This window comes from Planctomycetaceae bacterium (assembly GCA_041398785.1).
Classification (GTDB): domain Bacteria; phylum Planctomycetota; class Planctomycetia; order Planctomycetales; family Planctomycetaceae; genus JAWKUA01.
Window position 1 is genome coordinate 40,215 of the sequence record JAWKUA010000016.1, and the last position, 20,368, is coordinate 60,582.

Annotated in this window: 14 protein-coding genes; 4 read left to right on the plus strand and 10 right to left on the minus strand. The window is 60.4% G+C overall.

Going from position 1 to position 20,368, the window contains the following annotated elements; all coding sequences use genetic code 11:
* Window positions 1-10: 10 nt before the first annotated feature.
* Window positions 11-1,003, plus strand: a complete 993-nt coding sequence (locus R3C19_18105) for a glycosyltransferase family 2 protein (protein ID MEZ6062258.1) — start codon at window positions 11-13, stop codon at window positions 1,001-1,003.
* Between the two features lie 237 nt (window positions 1,004-1,240).
* On the opposite strand, the gene R3C19_18110 is transcribed toward R3C19_18105, so the two are convergent.
* Window positions 1,241-3,589 (minus strand): glycosyltransferase family 39 protein, encoded by a 2,349-nt coding sequence (locus R3C19_18110; protein MEZ6062259.1) that lies wholly within the window; start codon window positions 3,587-3,589, stop codon window positions 1,241-1,243.
* A 398-nt stretch (window positions 3,590-3,987) separates the two neighbouring features.
* Here R3C19_18110 and R3C19_18115 point away from each other — a divergent pair, with 398 nt between their 5' ends.
* On the plus strand, window positions 3,988-6,579 hold the full coding sequence (locus R3C19_18115) for an alpha/beta hydrolase-fold protein (GenBank protein MEZ6062260.1): 2,592 nt from the start codon (window positions 3,988-3,990) through the stop codon (window positions 6,577-6,579).
* 249 nt (window positions 6,580-6,828) lie between these two features.
* Here R3C19_18115 and R3C19_18120 read toward each other — a convergent pair whose 3' ends face one another.
* From R3C19_18120 to R3C19_18160, 9 genes are all read right to left on the minus strand, one after another.
* Window positions 6,829-7,407, minus strand: a complete 579-nt coding sequence (locus tag R3C19_18120) for a HEAT repeat domain-containing protein (protein ID MEZ6062261.1) — start codon at window positions 7,405-7,407, stop codon at window positions 6,829-6,831.
* An 11-nt stretch (window positions 7,408-7,418) separates the two neighbouring features.
* Window positions 7,419-7,823 (minus strand): hypothetical protein, encoded by a 405-nt coding sequence (locus tag R3C19_18125; GenBank protein MEZ6062262.1) that lies wholly within the window; start codon window positions 7,821-7,823, stop codon window positions 7,419-7,421.
* Between the two features lie 907 nt (window positions 7,824-8,730).
* The gene (locus R3C19_18130) at window positions 8,731-9,699 is read right to left on the minus strand and encodes a glycosyltransferase family 2 protein (protein MEZ6062263.1); all 969 of its coding nucleotides are present in this window, start codon (window positions 9,697-9,699) and stop codon (window positions 8,731-8,733) included.
* 61 nt (window positions 9,700-9,760) lie between these two features.
* Entirely contained in the window at window positions 9,761-10,831 is a 1,071-nt protein-coding gene (locus R3C19_18135; GenBank protein MEZ6062264.1) for an NAD-dependent epimerase/dehydratase family protein, read from the minus strand.
* Window positions 10,832-10,847: 16 nt separating this feature from the next.
* Window positions 10,848-11,939 (minus strand): NAD-dependent epimerase/dehydratase family protein, encoded by a 1,092-nt coding sequence (locus R3C19_18140; protein ID MEZ6062265.1) that lies wholly within the window; start codon window positions 11,937-11,939, stop codon window positions 10,848-10,850.
* 199 nt (window positions 11,940-12,138) lie between these two features.
* Complete coding sequence (locus R3C19_18145) at window positions 12,139-13,761, minus strand: hypothetical protein (GenBank protein MEZ6062266.1); 1,623 nt, start codon at window positions 13,759-13,761, stop codon at window positions 12,139-12,141.
* A 241-nt stretch (window positions 13,762-14,002) separates the two neighbouring features.
* Entirely contained in the window at window positions 14,003-14,188 is a 186-nt protein-coding gene (locus R3C19_18150; protein ID MEZ6062267.1) for a hypothetical protein, read from the minus strand.
* A 235-nt stretch (window positions 14,189-14,423) separates the two neighbouring features.
* Entirely contained in the window at window positions 14,424-16,088 is a 1,665-nt protein-coding gene (locus tag R3C19_18155; GenBank protein ID MEZ6062268.1) for a HAMP domain-containing sensor histidine kinase, read from the minus strand.
* Window positions 16,089-16,339: 251 nt separating this feature from the next.
* Entirely contained in the window at window positions 16,340-17,704 is a 1,365-nt protein-coding gene (locus R3C19_18160; protein ID MEZ6062269.1) for a protein phosphatase 2C domain-containing protein, read from the minus strand.
* Window positions 17,705-18,121: 417 nt separating this feature from the next.
* Here R3C19_18160 and R3C19_18165 point away from each other — a divergent pair, with 417 nt between their 5' ends.
* Window positions 18,122-18,523 carry a PEGA domain-containing protein gene (locus R3C19_18165; protein ID MEZ6062270.1) on the plus strand — a complete coding sequence of 134 codons (402 nt, stop codon included), beginning with the start codon at window positions 18,122-18,124 and terminating at the stop codon, window positions 18,521-18,523.
* 408 nt (window positions 18,524-18,931) lie between these two features.
* On the plus strand, window positions 18,932-20,323 hold the full coding sequence (locus R3C19_18170) for an MFS transporter (GenBank protein MEZ6062271.1): 1,392 nt from the start codon (window positions 18,932-18,934) through the stop codon (window positions 20,321-20,323).
* The last annotated feature ends 45 nt before the right edge of the window (window positions 20,324-20,368 follow it).

The window sequence follows — 20,368 nt, forward strand, 5'->3', positions numbered from 1 at the left end:
GGAATGCCGCATGCTTTCCATCATCGTGCCTGTGCTCAACGAACAGGACAGCCTGCGCCAGCTTTGGCGGGAAATTCAGACAACGGCAAACACGGCCGTCGATAGCTTCGAAGTGATCTTTGTCGACGACGGGTCCACCGATGAATCGTGGCCCGCCATCTGCCGTCTGATCGCCGACGACGACCGAATTTCCGGCATTCGACTGCGACGAAACTTCGGCAAGGCCGCCGCACTGACCGCCGGAATGCAGGCCGCTTCCGGCGATCTGCTGCTGATGATCGACGCCGACCTGCAGGACGATCCGTCAGAAATCCCGGAAATGCTGAAGCGCATCGACGCCGGTTTCGACGTCGTCAACGGCTGGAAAAAACAGAGACTCGACCCCTGGCACAAGGTCTACCCGAGCCGTGTGTTTAACTGGATGGTCAGCCGCATGACCGGACTTTCGCTGCACGACCATAACTGCGGACTGAAAATGTTCCGGTCTGAGGTCGCTTCGGAAATTCAGATCTATGGCGAACTACACCGGTTTATCCCCGTGCTTGCATTTGCCAGGGGATTCAGAGTGACGGAGATTCCCGTCCATCATCGTTCTCGGCAACACGGACATTCCAAGTACGGCGCGCGACGATTCCTGCGGGGCCTGCTGGATCTGCTGACCGTGACATTCCTGATCAGCTTCGGACGACGACCGCAACACGCGCTGGGAGCTGTCGGGATCTTCTTCTTCGGCGTCGGCGCGGCAGGACTGCTGTACCTTTCCGCACTGTGGTTGCTGATGAATGTTTTTGGGCTGCTGGAACCACATCCGATCGGAGGCCGACCGTTGCTGGCATACTCCATCGCCGCCGTGCTGCTGGGCGGCCAGGCGATGTCGCTCGGAATGCTGGCGGAACTGATCGTCGCCTACACCAGCAGCAGCCGCGATTCCTACAGCGTCGCCGAACGCCGACTGCATTCGTCACCACAAACTCCCGTCCCCGATCCGGCGAACAGAGCCTGACGTCGGCTCCGTAACAGCAGGCTCGTGCATCGACCAATCAGCACCCCGTCATTCCCGCACTCAATACCCCGTCATTCTCGAGAAGGCGGGCACCCAGCTTCGTCCGCGCATCCTACGCGTCATTCCCGCGCCTCGCGCTCCGTCATTCCCGCGCAGGCGGGAACCCAGTGTCCGGGCGACGCGGTTGTCGCGACGATTGCTGCGTCGTGTCGAACGTTCGTCGATCAGTCGGCGGATTCACGGAGACCGATGAGGGCGTTGGGCGGAGGTCTTTGTGTCGTCAGCGACTCGGTAGATCTCGATTGCTGTCCAGCTTCCGTCGTGGACCAGCGACCGACCATCGTCCCACGACAGGATTTCGCCGCGATCGGCGTCTGACAGGCGGTTCCAGTCTCCATGAGTCAGGGTCGCCGGTACTTCCAGGACTCCGCCGGCGACGAGTTCGTTGAATCGACGCGGCTGTACGTAGTCGGTGAAACCGTACGAGCCCGGTTGCCGATACCGCAGAATCTCGGACCAGTTAACGACAACAAACGACACGGAATGTTCTTTAAGCACGGCCGAGACCGTCGGTGGCGGGACCATGCGACGATTGCGGGCGGGCGTCGCAATGTCGTCCGGAGCTTCCGTCCAGCGTTCGAAGATGTTCTCATCGAAAACCGTGTTGTAGATCGTGTCGAACTGCGCATCAAAAACTTCCGCTTCGCCGACCATCAGCGCGGTAGCGCCGGCTGGGATGATGCGGTTCATCTGCGAAAAATCTGATCGGATGGTGGGAGAGACCGGAGCGGTCAGGTCCATCAGTCCGGCCTGAAATCCGGCCAGCCGCGGGATCTTCCAGAACCCGAGATTGAAGACGCAGCATGCGGCGACCGCGGCAAGTATCACGATTCGGAATGGTCGGTCGCTGAACAGTTGCCAGCACGCGCCTGCGAGAACCGACATCACGGGAATGACGGGGATCCAGAATCGATCGATCCGGTGAGTGAACGCCCACCACGTTGACAACATCCACAATACCATCAGCCACAGCCAGGCGACTGCGGGAAATCGCCGCCACATCAGAAACGAAGGAACGGCCAGCGCGAACAGCAGACCGTTCGTCCAGTCGCTGCGAGCGGCCACGTCGGCGAGATACTGCGGAATCTGATGAACATTGTGATCGGCGGGACTGTGTCCGGCTTTCCATCGAAGATTCAGTTCCTCACTCCAGTCGGTTCCGCCGAAGACGCTGTAGAGCAGCGGGTACACGGGGTTCCCGGTGTCGATAGTGTTCTTCACAAGCCACGGGCCAACTGTGATCAGCACGGCCGATGCGAACAGAACTGCTCTGCGAATCATCGGGCGCGCGCCGGTCGGCGACGGTGCCTGGACCGTGTCCGGTGAGTCACCTGGTGCAATCAGCAGGCGACGCCGCGCCGTCGTGAACAGCAGGAACAGACCAACGGGCGCGACGACGGAAAGTGCTCCCGGGTACTTCGCCGCCATCGCGCTTCCCGCCAGCAGACCAGTCACCAGCCAGAGTCGGTCTTGATTTGATGCAGTCGATCGTGCGGCCAGCAGAGCGGTCATGACCGCGGCGGCCAGATAGAACGTCAATGCGCCTTCGGCGTACGCGATGATGGAAATTCGGAACGTCCAGGGAGTCGTCAGGTAGACGACCGCGGCAATCAGGCCAGCGCTGCGTCCGAACCAGCGACGTGCGGTTGCGAACACGCAGACCGTCGTCAGCAGTTGAAACGACGAAAGCAGCAGCTTGCCGCTGATCGCGCCGGATCGCCAGTCGTTGTCCAGAACCATTGCCGCGAGACTCAGCATCTCACTCAGAAACGGAAAACTGGTATAGACGTTGTGTTCCAGGAACGTGATGCGGCCGTTCCGAAACCACTCCTTCGGTCCCTGCATGTGGTACTCGCGGACATCGAAGTCCCACGGCGGAGTCATCGCTCCCAGTATCAGCATCAACACAAACGGCGCCAGAGCAAACGCTGCCAGAACGACCGGACCGCGACCAGCAGACTCACGAGGTGAATCCGCGACAACCTCAGCCCGACGCTGCTTCGAACGAATTCCCGCGACTACCGCCGCCACGACCGCGACCACTCCCGGAAGCAGTACGGCCGAACGCGACAACATCGCCAGTCGGCCGATCATCAGAACCCACAGCGACAGGGCGGACAGTCCCACACCGGCCTGAATGACAAATCGCTCGGCATGAGTTACCGACGATGGTGATGTCAGCCGCCGGGTAACAACGCTGCCGATCAGCCACGCGGACGCGAACAGAATCGCCGCCGTCAATCCGTACGGAATTCTCTGCGGCAGATACTTCCAGCCGGAATCCACGTTCTGTGTCTGCGCTGTGTCGAAGTCCAGCGGGTTCGGAAGACTGTGCCAGCCCGGATAAAACTGCCGCCAGATGGCGAACCTGCTGACTCCGTCCGCGCCGGATTCATGATTCTCCGTCAGACCGATGTCGGCGGGAGACACGTTCGGCAGCGGCACGTTGAAGAAGTACCAGAGGAACCCTGCGATCCACAGCAATCCCGCCAACTGCAGAGCAAACTCAGACCGGCGAAGACTCAACAGCGGCACCTTCTCATTGGATTTTCAGCAAGCACAGTGTCATCTCAGCACGACACACACTTCAAGACACGGGAACCCTGACACGTGGGAACACTGACACGTGGGAACACATTCGCGGCGGTTGATCCATCGCCGTTGCGATTCATTCGGCGGGAATCGTAGTTCATCCTGTTGCGTCTTACGCCTGGTAATGAACGGGCGTGAGTGATTTTGCCGGGGACATTTCAAAATCGCGAACCAGGGCAGGACACCGCGGTCGCTTCAGGTTCCCTTATGAGGTTCCGGATCATACTCCAGTCACGGCGGCGACTTGTGAGAGCACAGAAAAGCGGCCATGATTTCGACCAGAGTGTTATCGCCTGCAATTCCGAACCGCTTCTTCCTGCCGGGATGAACTCATGATGATTGCCTTCCGTGTCTGTGTCAGTGCCCTGGTATTTCTTGCTTCTGTCAGCGCTCAGGAGAATCCCGACAGAACGGTGCAACCTGATGTTCCGCAGGGAACACTGACGTCGGGCGTCTTCGAAACCAGCGAAGTGTTTCCTGGGACTCGGCGGGACTACAGCGTCTACGTGCCCGCTCAATACAACGCCGATGAGCCGGCTCGCCTGATGGTGTTCATGGACGGCAGCGGCTATGCAAATCCGAACGGAGCGTTTCGAGCTCCCGTCGTGCTGGACAACCTGATTCATCAGAAGGCGATGCCGGTAACAATCGCCGTGTTCGTCAACCCCGGCACGATTGTCGCCACAATGGACGGCGCTTCCGACCGCAGCAATCGGTCGTTTGAGTACGACTCGCTGGGGGACAGGTACTCGAAGTTTCTGATTGACGAATTCCTTCCCGTCGCGCTGAAGGACCTGAACGTGTCCGGCGACCCGGCCGATCGAGCTGTCGTGGGCATTTCGTCCAGCGGAATTTGTGCGTTCACCGTCGCCTGGGAACGGCCGGATCAGTTTGGCAGAGTGATGAGCCACATCGGAAGCTTCACCAATATTCGCGGCGGCTGGGCGTATCCGGGTCTGGTCCGCAAGACGAAGGACAACCCGAAAGCGATTCGGGTGTATCTGCAGGAAGGGAAGGACGACCTGAGCAACCTGCACGGCAACTGGCCGCTCGGCAACAAGGACCTGGCTCAGGCGCTGCAGTTCGCGGGCTACACGTACAAGCTGGTGATGACCGATGGCGGTCACAGCGGCAAGTGGGCGGGTGAAAAACTTCCGAACGCTTTGCGGTGGCTGTGGGACGACAACGCACCGTCTGACAACATGCCGATCGTGGAGACGAAACCGGAATGGCAGCCTCATGCGGACGCTGTTCCGCAGGACAGTGTCCCCAAAGGCACGGTCGAAAAGCAGGAACCGTTCGAATCGCAGATCTTCGAAAACACGACTCGCGACTGGGCCATTTACGTTCCTGCTCAATACAAGCCGGACGAACCGGCCGCGCTGATGGTGTTTCAGGACGGCACCGGGATGATGAACGAAAACGGGCGCTGGCGGGTTCCGATCGTGTTCGACAACCTGATCGCTCGCGGAGACATGCCGACCACGATTGCCGTTTTCCTGAATCCCGGCCACGACAAATCCCGGCCGCGTCGGAACGGAAGACATTCGAATCGCGGCTTCGAATACGACAGCCTGGGCGACCGCTACGTGCGATTCCTGCTGGACGAAGTGATTCCGGAAGTTCGAACGAAGTACAACATCTCGAATGATCCGGAGATGCATGCGATCGGCGGTTCCAGCAGCGGCGCTATCTGCGCGTTCACCGCGGCGTGGGAACGCACAGATTTTTTCCGAAAGGTCTACAGCAGCGTCGGCAGCTTCACGAATCTTCGAGGCGGCAATGTCTATCCCGCGCTGGTTCGCAAGACGGAACCGAAACCGATTCGCGTCTACATGGCGGACACCAGCGGTGACGTCGACAACGCGTTCGGCAGTTGGTGGTGGGCCAATCAGAGGATGGCGTCGGCTCTGCAGTACATGGGCTACGACGTCCGCTTCGATCAGGCCGAAGGGTATGCTCACAACGCCGATTTCGGCGGATCAAAGTTCCCCGATGCCATGAAGTGGCTGTGGCGAAAGGAAACTCACACTCCTGTCATTGATACGACCGGCGATCTCGGCGGAGACCTCACGCTGCTGAACCTGCTGATTCCCGGTGAAGGCTGGCAAGTCGCTGCTGATAACGTGGGTTTCGCGGACGCCTTGTGTGCCGACAGGGACGGCAACCTTTACTTCTGCGACATGAAAGCCCCGGCCGTTGTACGCATCAATGCGGCAGATGGTTCTCGCACGGAAGTCTGCCGGGAAAGCGTCAGCGGCCTGGAATTCAATCCCGATGGCTCACTGCTGTATGCGTGTCAGGGATCAAAGAAACGAGTCATCAGCATCGACCCGTCAAACGGCGAAGTGAAGACCGTCGCGGAAGACGTCCAGCCCAACGACCTGGCGGTCACGAAAGACGGTTTCATCCTGTTCACTCAGACAGGAACGTCTCAGGTGGTGCGCATCAATCCCGAGAACGGCGAAGTCACACCGGTCGACACCGGCATCACGAGACCCAACGGTATTGCCTTGTCGAACGACGGAGGAACACTGGCTGTCTCTGACTACGGCGGCACTTACACGTGGACCTTCCGAGTCAACCCCGGCGGAGTGCTGGACGCCAAAATGCCAACAATGCCCATGAGGCTGCCGATCGATCAGGACGGCGACTTTCAATTCAACGAGCCTCCGCCGTATGTTCCGGTGGCCAGAGGCGACGGCATGGCGGTCGACAAAGCCGGCCGCTACTACGTCACCAGTGACGTCGGCATCCAAATCTTCGACCCCACCGGCCGGCCCTGCGGAGTCCTGCCCAAAGTCGACAAGGACCAGCCGCTGGTCACCTGCATGCTGGCCGGCACAGATCATTCGACGCTGTACGTCGCTCACGGAACGACGATCTACAGCCGGAACCTGACGGTGGAAAGTCCCGGCAGGTAAATCGCGGCATCAACGATGCCCGGCGCGACAGACCAGACCGCCGGACGGGAATTCGTGCTGACGTTCGCGCCGAATAAGAAGGCGGCGAGTGACGGGAACACGGCGGATTCCACAGCTTGACACGTCCATGATCGCCGAACAAATGCAAAACGGCCTTCGAGCGTTTCCGCCTGAAGGCCGTCTGCGTTTCTGAGTCACAACGGGTTGGGGATGAACTGGTGTCAGATCGATCCCGCAATCAAGTCGAGCTTATCGAGCCAGGCCGAACAGTCCTGCCAGAGTGCTGCGGACCCTGCCTTTGGAGGCGTTGGTCTTGTGCAGACGTGACGGGAAGTAAGCCTGTGGTTCTTCCGGTGGTGCCGGAGCGGGAACTGCTTCTCCAGCCGGAGTCGGCTGTGCAGGAGCAGCGTGCTGAACCGGAGCGGCCATTGCCGGAGCGGCGGGAGCACAGCTGTTGCACGGAGCACTGCAGGCCGGATCACATGCCGTCTGGCAGCAGCCGTTTCCGCATCCGTCTCCGCAACCACAGCAGCCATCTACGATTTCGTAGCCGCATCGTTCCAGTGCTTCTTCTGCCTGACGACGGACTCGGCGATCGCAGTCACCAAGAGCACAGGTCAGGGCAGAAATCACACAGGGACCGCAGCAGCAGCGATTACGACGCACCTGGTCGCCGATTTCGTCAGCAGCCTTCCGGCGAACGCGTTCGTCTGAGTCATTCAAACCGTAGACGAGAGCGTTCATGACTTCCGGGTGGCAGCAGCAATCGTAACGATCACCCAGCTTGTGGATGGCTCGGTAACGATCCTTGGCGTAGCAGGCAGTCATCGACTGATAGATCAGCTTGGCAATTTCGCAGCAGTTGTCGTTGCAGCATTCGCCGCATCCGTCGCCGCAGCCACTGCCACAGCCGTTTCCACAGCCAGCGGGAGCACAGCAGCTCGGATCACAGCCGTTGCCGCAGCCGTTGCCACAAGCATTTCCGCAGCCTGCCGGAGCACAGCAACCTGGGTCACAGGCGTTGCCGCAACCGTTGCCACAGCCATTTCCACAGCCAGCCGGAGCACAGCAGCCTGGGTCGCAGGCGTTGCCGCAGCCGTTTCCACAACCATTGCCGCAGCCAACCGGAGCACAGCAGCCTGGGTCACAGGCGTTGCCACAGCCGGTTCCACAACCGTTGCCGCAGCCAGCCGGAGCACAGCAGCCTGGATCGCAGGCGTTGCCGCAGCCGTTTCCACATCCATTACCGCATGCGTTTCCGCATTCGCTGCCACAGCCGTTGCCGCAGCCGGCGGGAGCACAGCAGCTTGCCGGAGCACAGCAGCTATCGCAGCACGGTGGCTTGATGTTGGAGCACTTGCGCTGGTACGTGTAGACATTCTTGCAACACGGACGAGCAATCGTTGGTTTGCAGCAGGCTGGCTGACAATCTTCAGCACAGCCGCAGCTCTTGCAGCCGCCATGGCCGAACATGCCGGCGTCGACGGACGCCGTCAATCCGCACAGTGCGACCGCTGCACTGAACATTCTGATCCATTTCATTGTGAGGTGTCTCCTTTCCTGGGAATCATTCCCTGACCTTTTGCCTGCCACCTTGCCGGGTTCACAATGTCGCTGCCTTCGTGTGGAAGGCCTCCCTCGACCTGCTGCGGGACTTGACTGACCGAACGGGGTCGTTGTCACTCAGAAAATTGCGAACCGGCAACCAGGCACAAACAGTCGACTGCGTTTGTCGTTGACCTGTAGAGTCCGTCCACTGCCGTCACATAGCAGCTTCGCGGTTGCAAGTTCGAGGGCTGTTCGAACTATCGTCGCCCAAAATCAAGCGCTTGAATTTGTCAAGCGGTTTGTCCGGCAATTGCAATCGCACTTTTCCGCCCGGCGCGTTCCGATTGCGAAGGATGCACGAACTGACGTCGACCCGACTGCCATCGGAAGCCCCTGAAACCGCCATTTTTCGACGTGTCAGGCAACCTGCGCGTGACTTTCCGGCCGTCACGGGTTCTCCCTGCTGTGTCGAACAGACCCGGTATCGATTTCTCACGGCAAAACACCTGTCGCGAAGGTGTCGAGCGTATCGATTGGCCGCTTATTCATGTCGTGACACGTATGTGACCGGCACGACGCACGGCAGTGGTTTTGGCAGGTCCGTCAGCGTTCCGCCACGACGGGAATCGCACCGCAATTGCGCGCTAGAGAGTTCCGGTCATTCCGATTATTCGGGCTCTGCGATCCTTCGCCGGTGGCAGAAACCACACCGGATTCATTCACCCGGCCGGAGTCATGCACAAGTTTCAACACACCTTCTTCCAGCCGACGAATTCGCTGTTCCAGAGCCTGGATATTCCGATGTTCCGCGCGTCGTTCAGCGTGGCCGCGGGACAGGCGTTCCACCATCAGGTCATCATTGATCAGCATCCGCTGAAAGAACAGAGTCAGCACCGTACACAGGTAGCGGCGTCCCATTTCCCGCAGCCGCAGGTTGGAGGCTCCCCACGTCCGGCCGTACCACCGAATCGGTATTTCCGCGATGTTGTAGCGTCGGATCAGGGCGCTCAGAGACAGTTCCAGTGTGATGTTGAAATGACTGGACCAGAACGGGCCGCATTCCCGGATGACGGACGTTCGATACGCCTTGAAGGCATTCGTCAGATCGTTGAACTTCGTCCGAAACAGAATTCTGACGGCGTGGTTGACGATGCGGTTGACGAAAAGTTTAACGCGCGGATAGTTCTCCACCACGCTGCCTCGAATGAAGCGTGATCCGAAGACGCAGTCATAACCTTCCTGAATCTTGCGATAGTAGGCAACGACATCGCGCGGGTCGTCGGACAGGTCAGCCATGCAGATCACGACGACTTCGCCGGTCACGGCTTCCAGTCCGGTCCGCACGGCTCGACCGAAGCCTCCCGGCTGATCGCGGTTGATCACGCGAACATTTTCGTCACCTTCCATTCGCGAGCGAACAACCGCTTCCGTGCCGTCCGTGCTGTTGTCATTGACGACGACAAACTCGCTGCAGATCCCGTTCTGTTCACAGACGACCGCACGCAGTTCGTCCAGACAGCGGCCGATGTTCTGTTCTTCGTTGTAGGCGGGAATGACGACTGAGAGCTTCATCGCAGACGACTTTCAACGGAAATTTCCGGGGCGCACAACACGGCAACTCCCCGACCGGAACTCACAGGACCAGCGACCGAAGTTGAGTCTCGTTGTCACGGATCCAGAGATGGATGTCGGAAACGATCTGTTCGGGCGCCAGTTCCGGCTGCCAGTCGAACGCTTCCTGAACACGCCGCGAATCGGTCAGAAAGATCCGCAGGTCGACACTGCTGGTTTCCGGCTGAGCAGCGACGTCGACACGTCGCTCCGTAACGTTTCGGCACAGATCCGTGAGTTCCCGCAGCGAGACGGAAACACGTTCACCGCCGCCGACATTGAAGACCGTTCCGTCCCAGCACCGCAGGTCGCTGCACTGAGCGATCAGCAGTCGGTACAGATCGTCGACGTGCAGCAGATCGCGGACCTGCAGGCCAGTCCCTTCGTAGCCGATGTACTTCAGCGGCTGACCGAAATGGTGTCGCAGCACCCACAGTGCGACGACGCCCTGGTCGACCTTTCCCATCTGCCACGGCCCGGTCAGTACACCGCAGCGATTGATCAGCACGCGCATTCCGGCCGCGGCCGCGTATTCCTGGGCAATCAGTTCGCTGGCCAGTTTGCTGGCGCCGTAATATGACCGGGCTCCGGTCAGAGGAAATTCTTCGCTGATCCCGGCAGACGAAACACCTCGGCCCGTATCGCTGACTGTCCAGCGAAAACGCGTCGTTGTTTGTTCGAACGGAATCGCGTTGATCGCGGACATCGGATACACGCGGCTGGTGCTGAGAAACAGGAAGGCCGCGTCGTTTCTGCGCGCGGCTTCCAGGCAGTTGATGGTTCCGTTCAGGTTGACATCGAAGACGCCGCGCGGTGACCCGGTCAGCCCCGCCTGCACGGAAGGTTCCGCCGCACAGTCGATCAGCAGGTCAAAGGAGCCGACGGCATCGATATCGTCGGCGGAGCGAGTGTCTCCGTGGAAGAATTCGACACCGGCGGATCGCAGTCGAGGCAGGTTGAACTCACTGCCGCGGCGTTTGAGATTGTCCAGCACGGCGACACGGACGTCGGGGAAATCACGCCGCAGATTCAGCGCCAGACTGCTGCCGACGAACCCGGCACCGCCGGTGACCAGTATGTTGCGAAACTGCATGGCAGGTTTCTCCCCGTCAGATCGCGGCAGCCACCGCAGGTTCGCGACTGTGCCGTTCTGCTGCGTCGCAGATTTCCGTCAGGATGTCTTCGATACCGTACTGCTGCTTCCAGTTCGGATAATCCGCCTGGAACCGGCGTGTGTCGGAGATGTACCAGATGTGATCTCCGATTCGCGGCGTTTCGGAATAGCTGACGTTCATCGATCGCCCGACCAGGCGTTCGCAGATCGCGATGGCTTCCGTCATCGAACAGTTGCTGAACCGGCCTCCGCCGGCGTTGTACACGGCGCCTGGCTTCGGGTTCCGGTGGTATTCCCAGAACATCCGCACCAGATCCAGCGAATGAATGTTGTCGCGGACCTGTTTGGCTCGGTAGCCGTAAACGGTGTACGGCTCGCCGGTGATGCAGCATTTGACAAGGTAGGACAGAAAGCCGTGCAGCCGGGTTCCGGAATGTCCGGGTCCGGTCAGACAGCCGCCGCGAAAACAGACGGTGTTGATGCCGAAGTAGCGACCGTATTCCTGAACCAGCGCGTCGGCCGCCAGTTTCGAGACACCGAACAGTGAATGCCGCGTCTGATCGACGGACATGCTCTCGTCAATCCCGTGCTGAGCAAACGGATGTGACGGGTGCAGTTCGAATCGAGTTTCCTGTTCGACCAGCGGCAGCCGATTCGGGTTGTCGCCGTAGACCTTGTTGGTCGACGTGAAGATAAACGAAGCTTTGGGACAGTACTTGCGAACCAGTTCCAGCAGCACCAGCGTGCCGTTGGCATTGACGGAGAAGTCTACAAACGGAGCCGTCGCGGCCCAGTCGTGCGATGGTTGCGCGGCAGTGTGAACGACGATGTCGATGTCCGAACCGAGTTCCGCAAACAGTGGTTCGACGCGTGCATGATGCCGGATATCCAGCGATTCGTGGCAGTATCCCGGCACAGTTTCCTGCAGTTGCTCGCGGCTCCAGCGCGTGGAAGCGTCGTCGCCGAAGAATTCACGGCGCATGTCATTGTCGATGCCGACTACGCGGTATCCCTTCGAACTCAGAAAGCGAACCGACTCGGCTCCGATCAGTCCCGCCGATCCCGTCACTATTGCGATCTTTGACATGCATCCGCTTCCTGTCATTCGTCAGGCGTGCCACGTCGCAAACGCGGCCGGTCGGCAGGTCCGCGACATGTAGGAAGTTCCGCGCCAAGACATGCGCAGAGAACCGGGCAACGCTAGGTCGCGGATGTGGAAGCGGCAAACTGAAACTCTGCCGGCGACGTGCCGAAATCGCAACAGTCTGCCATAACCGGCCTGATCGTCACGACCCGCGAGTCGGACGTCGCTCGGCCAGGCTTCGGCGGCTGTCTTCGGCGACGTCCGGCTGGCGCACGAAAAGTGCCAGAGGAAACGGACCACCGAAGCTGATGACTTCCCGCAATTCCCAGCCGCGAACCCGCATCGACAGCAGCCAGTCGCGTCTGAACAGGTGCGAGTACACCCAGATCCGACTGACGGATGCGTCGATGTTTTGCAGCGGCAGTCCCGACTCGTACAGGTCGTGACGGCGCAGCGGCGGACCGCTGATAACCCGGCCTTCCCGTCCGACATACCGACGGAACCACAGCCGGTCGAATTCATTGCCGTCGTCCCACATATCGATCCGCTGAGCGACGAACGCGTCGTTGTCGTTCCAGCGATCACGGATCGTCGCACTGATTTCCGCGTAGTCGGTACCGGGAAGCGGCTGCGACGACAACACGTTCGCGGCGGCCGCCAACGTCGCGAAAGTCGCGACGCCCCGTGCCGGCAGCCGGCCGGCGAATGTCGAAAGCAGCAGGACGATGACGGGCAGGTGCAGCCACGCTCCCGCGATGGCATACCGAGGCCAGAACGCCTTCTGCGACAGCACCGAATGCAGCTGCGCGAACGGAAACCCGGCCAGCAGGATCGCAATCGCCACTGTGCCGAACAGCATCGCACGTTCGGCAACTGAATGGCCGGCAACGCGAAGTTCCCTGCCCGACCGCCACATTCGAACAGCATACGCTGCGACGAACGCATACAACGGCAGATACAGCGGCCAGGAACTTCCAATGCCCGGAAACGTCAGATCGGAAAAGATTGCCGCCGACGCCGACACGAAGTAGCCGCGGAAATCGTCGATGCGAACGATGGAATAGGCACCTTCCAGCTTTGCGTAAAACAGCGCGACGGGAACGACCGGCACGGTCAGGGCAGCGATCGCAAAGTTCAGCTTCAGCCAGGCGGCTATCGTTGTCCGACGATGTCGCAACAGCGCCAGCCAGACGATCTGGTCCACCAGCAACACATGAATACCGAAGAAATGCACCCAGGGTAAAGCAACGCCGGACCCCGCCAGCAGCAGCCGGTTCCTCAATGTGTCGTTTTCAATGAACCGCATCCACGCCAGACAATGAAGGCTGGCAAAGAACGTCAGCGGCGCGTACGGCAGGCACTGAAAACCCAGTTCCAGCATCGCGGGGTTCAGAGCCATCGCAGCCAGCAGCAGGCCGCGGCAAACAAGGTCCGGGCACAGACGCACCAGGACGCGACTCCAGATCAGCACACTTCCGACGGAGAAAAGCAGGCAGGGCAATCGCAGTACCCAGTCGGGCGAAGCAGAATCGGCGAAGCTGCCGACCAGCAGTCTCAGCAGCGGCGGGTGCGATGATCCGGGAGCAAACAGCCCGTCCACCGGTCCCAGATCAACGGCGTGGACGAACAGCAGCTCGTCGCACAGCAGCCCCGTTGTTGTCGCCCGAAGCAGTAGCAGTGCCAGCGTTGCTAGCGCCGCGACGATGGTGACGCAGCGAAAGTCTGAAGTGGCTGTGCCGTCGAACGCAGCGGATCGGTCGCCTGACGCGGCATCGATCCGCGCATTCGGGACGGCAGATCGATTGCCAACATTGCTGGTTTCCATGAGAGCCGCGAGCCAGGGCAGGGGAAGCAACGCGCCGTCCCGCAGACCGCAGAAGCAGACAAATGACGACGGCGACTGAGTGCAGGGCTGAACGCAGAACAGTGTCCTCAGGTTCAGACTAGCTTCCCGTGGTTCAGCGGCTTTATGACGCGCGGGAAAAGAGGTCGCGGCATTCGCGACAAGGAGCGGACAATTCCGGATTCAACGGTTCTCGGGACCGGACGCGCTCGGTGTTTCGCAGTTATTTCTTGCGAAGGCAGTCCATCGCCATGTAGGCCGTCATCGCACCGGCGATCAGAAACACGATGTCGAGCACCATCTGGCCGCCGAACGGGAAGCTGAAGATCATGTCGAGGATGCAGAGCACGGCGATCAGGGCAACGATCGCCAGTGAGGCAAACACGAAATACTGTGCGGTACCTGACATTCAAACAACTCCGGCCGGCGTTACAGCGAGGGCGATCAGCGAGCCTGAGAGTATAGAACAGCCTGGAATCATGATGCCAGCAGGATTTGCGAAGCGGCTGGTGAGCATTGCGGCTTTGGTCCGCCGATTTCCGATCACGGCAGGAAGCGGGACTCTGCTGCCGGCGCAGATCCGGCGCGTTTCGTGCAATCGTTCGAATCGGAACCGGCCCCGGTGATCCGTCATCGCCGGCGACTCACGCAGCGTTCTGCTGCGACTGGCGCTTCGGCAGACGAACACGGAACAGGCTGCCCTGTCCCGCTCCCGCGCTGATCGGATCGATCGTGCCATCGTGGTCTTCGACAATCCGATGCGTGATGCTGAGACCCAGGCCGGTTCCCTGACCGGTTTCCTTAGTCGTGTAGAATGGTTCGAACAGGTTTCGAATGGTGTCCGTCGACATTCCGGAACCGTCGTCCTGGACTTCGACAATGACCCAGTCGATCTGTTCGAGAAGCCGGATTTCCACGTGTCCGCCCGGCTGTGTTGCCTGAAGCGCGTTGGCGACAAGATTCAGCACGACCTGTTTGATCTGCGAACCGTTGATTTCCACCATCAGCGGCTCGACGCGTTCAAACGTGATCGTGCGATCGCGGTAGCGGTCCATCGGTCGGATGATGGCCAGCACTTCGCCGACAATTCGCGTCAGATCGTCCATCGCCTTTTCAGCGTTTTCACCGCGGGAGAAGTTCAGAATCCGTGCGGTGATTTCTCCGCAGCGACGCGACTCCCGCTGAATCATGGACAGCCTGTCGAACATTTCCTTTTCGTCCGGGTGGCCGGGATCGACGACGTCATACAGGCGGTTCTGCAGAGACTCTGCCGCCATCGTGATTGCCGACAGCGGGTTATTGATTTCATGGGCGACACCGGCGGCCAGGAACCCGATCCCCGCCAGTCGCTCCGAACGAATCAGTTGCCGGCTGCGTTCTTCGACCTTGGCCTGCAGCGATTCTTCGGACTGCTGAAACCGGTCCGCCATGCGATTGACGTTTTCCGTCAGGTTGGCGAACTCATCATTCCACCGAGAAACCGAAGGGATCCGATAGCCGATATCTCCGTGACCGATCCGCGACGCTCCCCTGGCGATCGTCCGCAGCGGCTGAGAAATCCAGCGAAATCCAAACAGAATCGTGATGCCATAAAGCGCGACCGCGATGGGCGTGAGAATCAGAATCAGCTTCAGCAGGCGTTCCGATCGTCGGCGTTCACGTCCCAGCGACGAAAGCACCTGGCTGGAATCATGAAACGCCGGCAGCGTGCTGAGCGTTCTGCGAATTTCGGAATTCAGCCGCGACGCTTCGATGATGACGGCCCCGAATGTCTCGGCAACCGTGTCCGCGGCGACAGCGTTCGATGGACGGGCGCCTGGCGAACCAGCGTTCGGCGAACCAGCGTTCGGTGCGACATCGGCCGGATCGGGTCCGGGCTGCAGTGCCTGCTGAAGCTGACGCAGTTGCACCAGATCTCGTTCGACCAGCAGCAGCCGTGAATAGATCAGGCCCTGCTGTCGAAACATCTCCGGCGTCTGATCGATACTTTCCAGTTTCCGCCGAAATTCCTGGAACTCATCTTCCGCGGCAACAATCCCGGCGTGGTAGTCGTGTCGCAGTTTCTGGAGAGCATCCGGATTCTTCAGATTCAACTGAGCGTTCAGATTCAGCGTGTCCGGAATTCCCGCGACGACTGCCATCAGACGATCGCGGTCAGGCTGGCGGAGCAGCAGTTCCTCCAGCTCCGCGACGGCGTCCTGATGCCAGACAAGCCCGACAATGCCGGCGGCGGCCATCACCAGCATCAGCGTCAGCGCAATGGTGAAGCCTGTCACCAGCCGTCGTCGAATGCTGCGAAGAAAGAACACGCGGACCTCCGTGTCGGCGCGGCCGCAGTCAGGGATGACTCCGCGGACTGGGGTACCTGCGGCCGGAATGGAGTCGCAGTTTAGTGACCGTCGAAATTCCTTAACAGACCGGATGTCGGCAGATTCCGCCGGTCCATGGACCTCCGTCAGCAGTCTGTGAATTGCCGCTCGCGGCAGTGCTGTGTCACCACTGCATGGCTGAGCTGTGTGGCACTGGCTGTGCCACACATCGAAACATGTTGGCCACGGCGCTAATCGCGTGCGGACGGCCGGTGACCGCGGGTCTGAGCGTACAGTTCGCGCATCAGCAGATCGATGGCTTTCGCGCGCAGTTGCAGGCAGCGCCCCTTCTGATTCTGCTGCAGCGCGGCCAGAGCCTGGCGATTCAGAACGCTGAGTTCATCCAGATCCACGGTCCAGCCGTTGTCGTAGCAGGCCTGAGTCAGATCGCTTTGCGTTTCCGACAGGATCTCCAGCAACTCCAGGGACAGCTCCGCCGTCGCGCGACGATAGGGGGACTTTTCTTCGGGAATCTGACTTTCGGCCAGAGTCGTCCGCTGTGACTCGGACAGTGAGAAGTCGGTGTCATCGTCTGCCTGACGCCGGGTGCCGGCAACAATCAGTCGGACAAAGCCCAGAATCAGTGCTGCTGAAATCATCACCAGTCCCAGGCCGCGGCGCTGGTCGGTCAGCAGAAACATCAGCCCGAACGAAGACAGGACCACGAACACCAGCAGTGACAGCAAACTCATCAGCGATCGCTTCGGCTTCGGCTCCGAGGCCGGCTCGATCACCGCCGTCGGTCGGGTGAGCGGCGTCGCGGGTTCGGGGTCCACGACCGGACCGTCGATCTTCGGATAGTCCTGCACATGAGTAATCACGACGGTGGTGTTGTCGGAACCGCCCCGGCAGTTGGCCAGATCGATCAGCAGACGTGACGATTCGGCCGGCGGAAGGTTCCCGACGATGGCACCGATTTCGCTGTCAGTCACGTGCCCGGTCAGGCCATCGGAACACAGGAGAAACGCGTCTCCCTTTTGAATGCTGAATGGCCCTTCCACGTCCACGGTGACGTTTTCGTCGGGGCCCAGACATCGGGTAATCACATTGCGGGGATGCAGCAAATCCACGTTTTCCATGGTCGCCCGGCCCTGACGTATCATTTCCCACTGCAGGCTGTGATCGAACGTCAGTTGCTCAATCAGACCGTTGCGAACGCGATAAACGCGACTGTCTCCCACCTGTCCCACGTAGGCTCCCTGCGGCGTCAGTGTCAGCACGCTGCAGGTCGTGCCCATGTCGGCGAACTCGGGGTTTTCGCGGGCCTTTGTGTTGATCGCACGGTTGGCCGAGTGAATGGCGCCTCGCAGGCGTTCCGGCAGGACGTCGGTGTCCATCTTAAAATAAGCGTGCGGCAGCGTCTCAATCGTGATGCGGCTTGCCAGGTCGCCAACTGAATGACCACCCATTCCGTCGGCGACGACAAACAGATGACCGCAGGTCGCCCATTCGTCGAAGCCCGTACTGAGGCGGACGGAAAGTGCGTCCTGGTTCGCGGCTCTGCGCATTCCGACGTCCGTGCGGGACGCGTATTGAACCAGTGGCTGAACGCTCATTCTGATTGACCCGGACGCGGCCAGAATCCCGGACTTGCGTCCGGCAAAGTGTGGAAGTCTGCACCGCTAATTCCCGGAACCGCAGTGTCCGGGGGAACTCAAGTGACGGGCAGTGTACCGGGTGCGGAGATTCACGCAAATCGCTCGCCGGATTGGTGTTGAATGCACAGACCCCGCAGCCGGTCAGGCGGCGCCGCGGGAAGATGTCAGAATCGCGTCGATCGATCGATGACCGCGCGGTACGCGGTTCCTGCACAGTCACCCGCAGACGGATCACCCGCTCCTCCCCACGCGCTTAACAGCCGCGAATCTGACCTTTTAGCGAATCCGGCGGATCGCGTACGATCCCCTCCCGCGTTTGGCGGTCTTTTCGTCCGGAACCCGCGGAACATTCGTTTCGACTGCTTTCTGAATGTCATGTCCATACGCCTCCTGCTACCGGCATTTGTGATTCTGCTGCTGCAGATCGGCTGCGTTCACCGGCGCGTGACGATTCATTCGGATCCGCCGGGAGCATTAGTCAAGGTTGACGGTCGAGATATCGGCTACACGCCCGCTTCCGTCGATTTCACGTACTACGGCACACGCGAAGTTCAGTTGCTGAAGGACGGATTTGAAACGCAGACGCAACTGGTCGACATCAACGCTCCGTGGTATCAGAAATTCCCGCTGGACTTTTTCAGCGACAACTTCCTGGGAACTCACGTCCGTGACCACCGGCGGATTCAGATTCAGATGCGGCCGAAACAGGTGGACAATCCGACGAATCTGATTCAGCGAGGCCGCTCCCTGCGCAGCGAAGCGACGCACGGACTGTAGCGCGACGGACACGCGGATCCTGCGGCAACCGTCGGCCAGCCGACGTCGATGCACCGCAGGGTTGCGGGGCGACCGCCGGTTCGCCCGCCAAGTCTCAACCGTGCGACTTTGCTTCTTTCCACTGTCCCGCTTCCATGCCCGGCCTTAGACTTCCGCACAAGCGTCTGCGGAATTCGTGCCTGTCAGCGTCACGGCAGCCGCCACGGCAATCATCGCCGGCGCCCTGACGTCCCGCGAAACCGGGAACGTGACACCGCAGGATCGTTGCCTGACAGCGAACTCGCCGGCAATGTTCACACGCCACTCGTCACCAGCCACTTCGCCGTTTCGAATCCCCAGACTGTCGCAATGATCGCCCGCGCTCCTTCCGCTGATCGCTCTGAAGCGCTGCGACGAAATCTGCTGGCCATGAGCGCAGACGGATTCGCGTTCAGCATCATGGTGGGAATCGGGGAAACCTATCTTCCGGCGTTTGTGCTGTCGTCCGGAAAAGGCGAACTCGCCGCCGCACTCATCGCGACGGTGCCGATCCTCGCGGGCAGCCTGCTGCAGCTCGTCGCACCGACCGCTCTGCGATACATGCAGTCGTATCGGCGATTCGTCGTGCTGACAGCGGCGCTGCAGGCCGGCAGTCTGCTGGGACTGATGCTGACCGCCATTCGCCCGCAACTGCCGACGTGGACCGTGTTCCTGTTTGCAACGCTTTACTGGGCGGCCGGCCTGTCGACGGGACCCGCATGGAATACCTGGGCCGAAGAACTGGTTCCGTCAAGCCTGCGAGCCGGCTTCTTCGCGCGGCGCGGACGTCTGAGCCATTTCGGGGTCCTGCTGGGGCTCGTCCTGGGCGGCGTGCTGCTGAAATTTTCGACGTCGCTGTCAAATCCGCTGCTGGTATTCGCATGGCTGTTCGGCATCGCGGCCGCGTCGAGATTTGTTTCGGCGGCGATGCTGGCACGGCAGTCAGAAGGCTCGAACGACCGCACCGCCGTCCCCAGGCTCAGGCGAACCGGTCCGAACGTCGAATCGATCGGGATGCTGAACCGGTTGAAAACCTCCGGTCCGGCTGAACGCTTCATTCTGTATCTGGTGACCGTTCAGACTGCCGTGTACATCGCCGGCCCCTACTTCACTCCGTACATGCTGGGAACACTGAAGCTGTCGTGGATCGACTACATGATCCTGCTGTCACTGTGTTTCATCGGAAAGATGCTGGCTCTGCCGTGGGCCGCGAAACTCGCGAATCGCGCCGGAGTCAATCGGCTGATGTGGATCGGAGGCCTGGGAGTCATCCCCACCTCGGCGCTGTGGATGATTTCGCAGACGTTCTGGAGTCTGGCCGCATTTCAGATCTACAGCGGGCTGGTCTGGGCCTGCTACGAACTATCGATGCTGCTGCAGTTCTTTCGTCAGATTCCCATCGAACGGCGCGTCCGGGTGCTGACGATCTACAACCTCGGAAACTCAGCCGCGATGGTGCTCGGTTCGCTGATTGGTGCCGTGTTTCTGTCGCTGCTTGGCCGAAACGGGTCCGCCTATCTGATGCTGTTCGGGTTTTCGTCGGTGGCTCGTCTGGCATCGCTGCTGCTGATCCCGGGACGACGAGCGGTTGTTCAGTCGACCGTGCAGTCGACAACGTCGGCGCTGCGGGTACTCGTCAGCCGCACGATCGCCGTGCGACCAATGGCCGGTTCGCTGGAACGACCGGTGCTGCCGGCGTTCGACCGTGACGCCGAGGCTGCTCCCGAAGACCACGCCGATTCCGACATCGCTGAACCAAACACGACCCGCGCCGCGTCGTAATGACTCGCGCGAGCCGTCGCGGACGTGAGCCGGATGGTGGGAGAA

Coding starts and splice junctions, on each gene's coding strand:
- R3C19_18105 (MEZ6062258.1), top strand. CDS start 11: ATGCTTTCCATCATCGTGCCTGTGCTCAACGAACAGGACAGCCTGCGC.
- R3C19_18115 (MEZ6062260.1), top strand. CDS start 3,988: ATGATGATTGCCTTCCGTGTCTGTGTCAGTGCCCTGGTATTTCTTGCT.
- R3C19_18120 (MEZ6062261.1), bottom strand. CDS start 7,407: ATGACTGCCTGCTACGCCAAGGATCGTTACCGAGCCATCCACAAGCTG.
- R3C19_18125 (MEZ6062262.1), bottom strand. CDS start 7,823: ATGGATGTGGAAACGGCTGCGGCAACGCCTGCGATCCAGGCTGCTGTG.
- R3C19_18130 (MEZ6062263.1), bottom strand. CDS start 9,699: ATGAAGCTCTCAGTCGTCATTCCCGCCTACAACGAAGAACAGAACATC.
- R3C19_18135 (MEZ6062264.1), bottom strand. CDS start 10,831: ATGCAGTTTCGCAACATACTGGTCACCGGCGGTGCCGGGTTCGTCGGC.
- R3C19_18140 (MEZ6062265.1), bottom strand. CDS start 11,939: ATGTCAAAGATCGCAATAGTGACGGGATCGGCGGGACTGATCGGAGCC.
- R3C19_18145 (MEZ6062266.1), bottom strand. CDS start 13,761: ATGGAAACCAGCAATGTTGGCAATCGATCTGCCGTCCCGAATGCGCGG.
- R3C19_18150 (MEZ6062267.1), bottom strand. CDS start 14,188: ATGTCAGGTACCGCACAGTATTTCGTGTTTGCCTCACTGGCGATCGTT.
- R3C19_18160 (MEZ6062269.1), bottom strand. CDS start 17,704: ATGAGCGTTCAGCCACTGGTTCAATACGCGTCCCGCACGGACGTCGGA.
- R3C19_18165 (MEZ6062270.1), top strand. CDS start 18,122: ATGTCCATACGCCTCCTGCTACCGGCATTTGTGATTCTGCTGCTGCAG.
- R3C19_18170 (MEZ6062271.1), top strand. CDS start 18,932: ATGAGCGCAGACGGATTCGCGTTCAGCATCATGGTGGGAATCGGGGAA.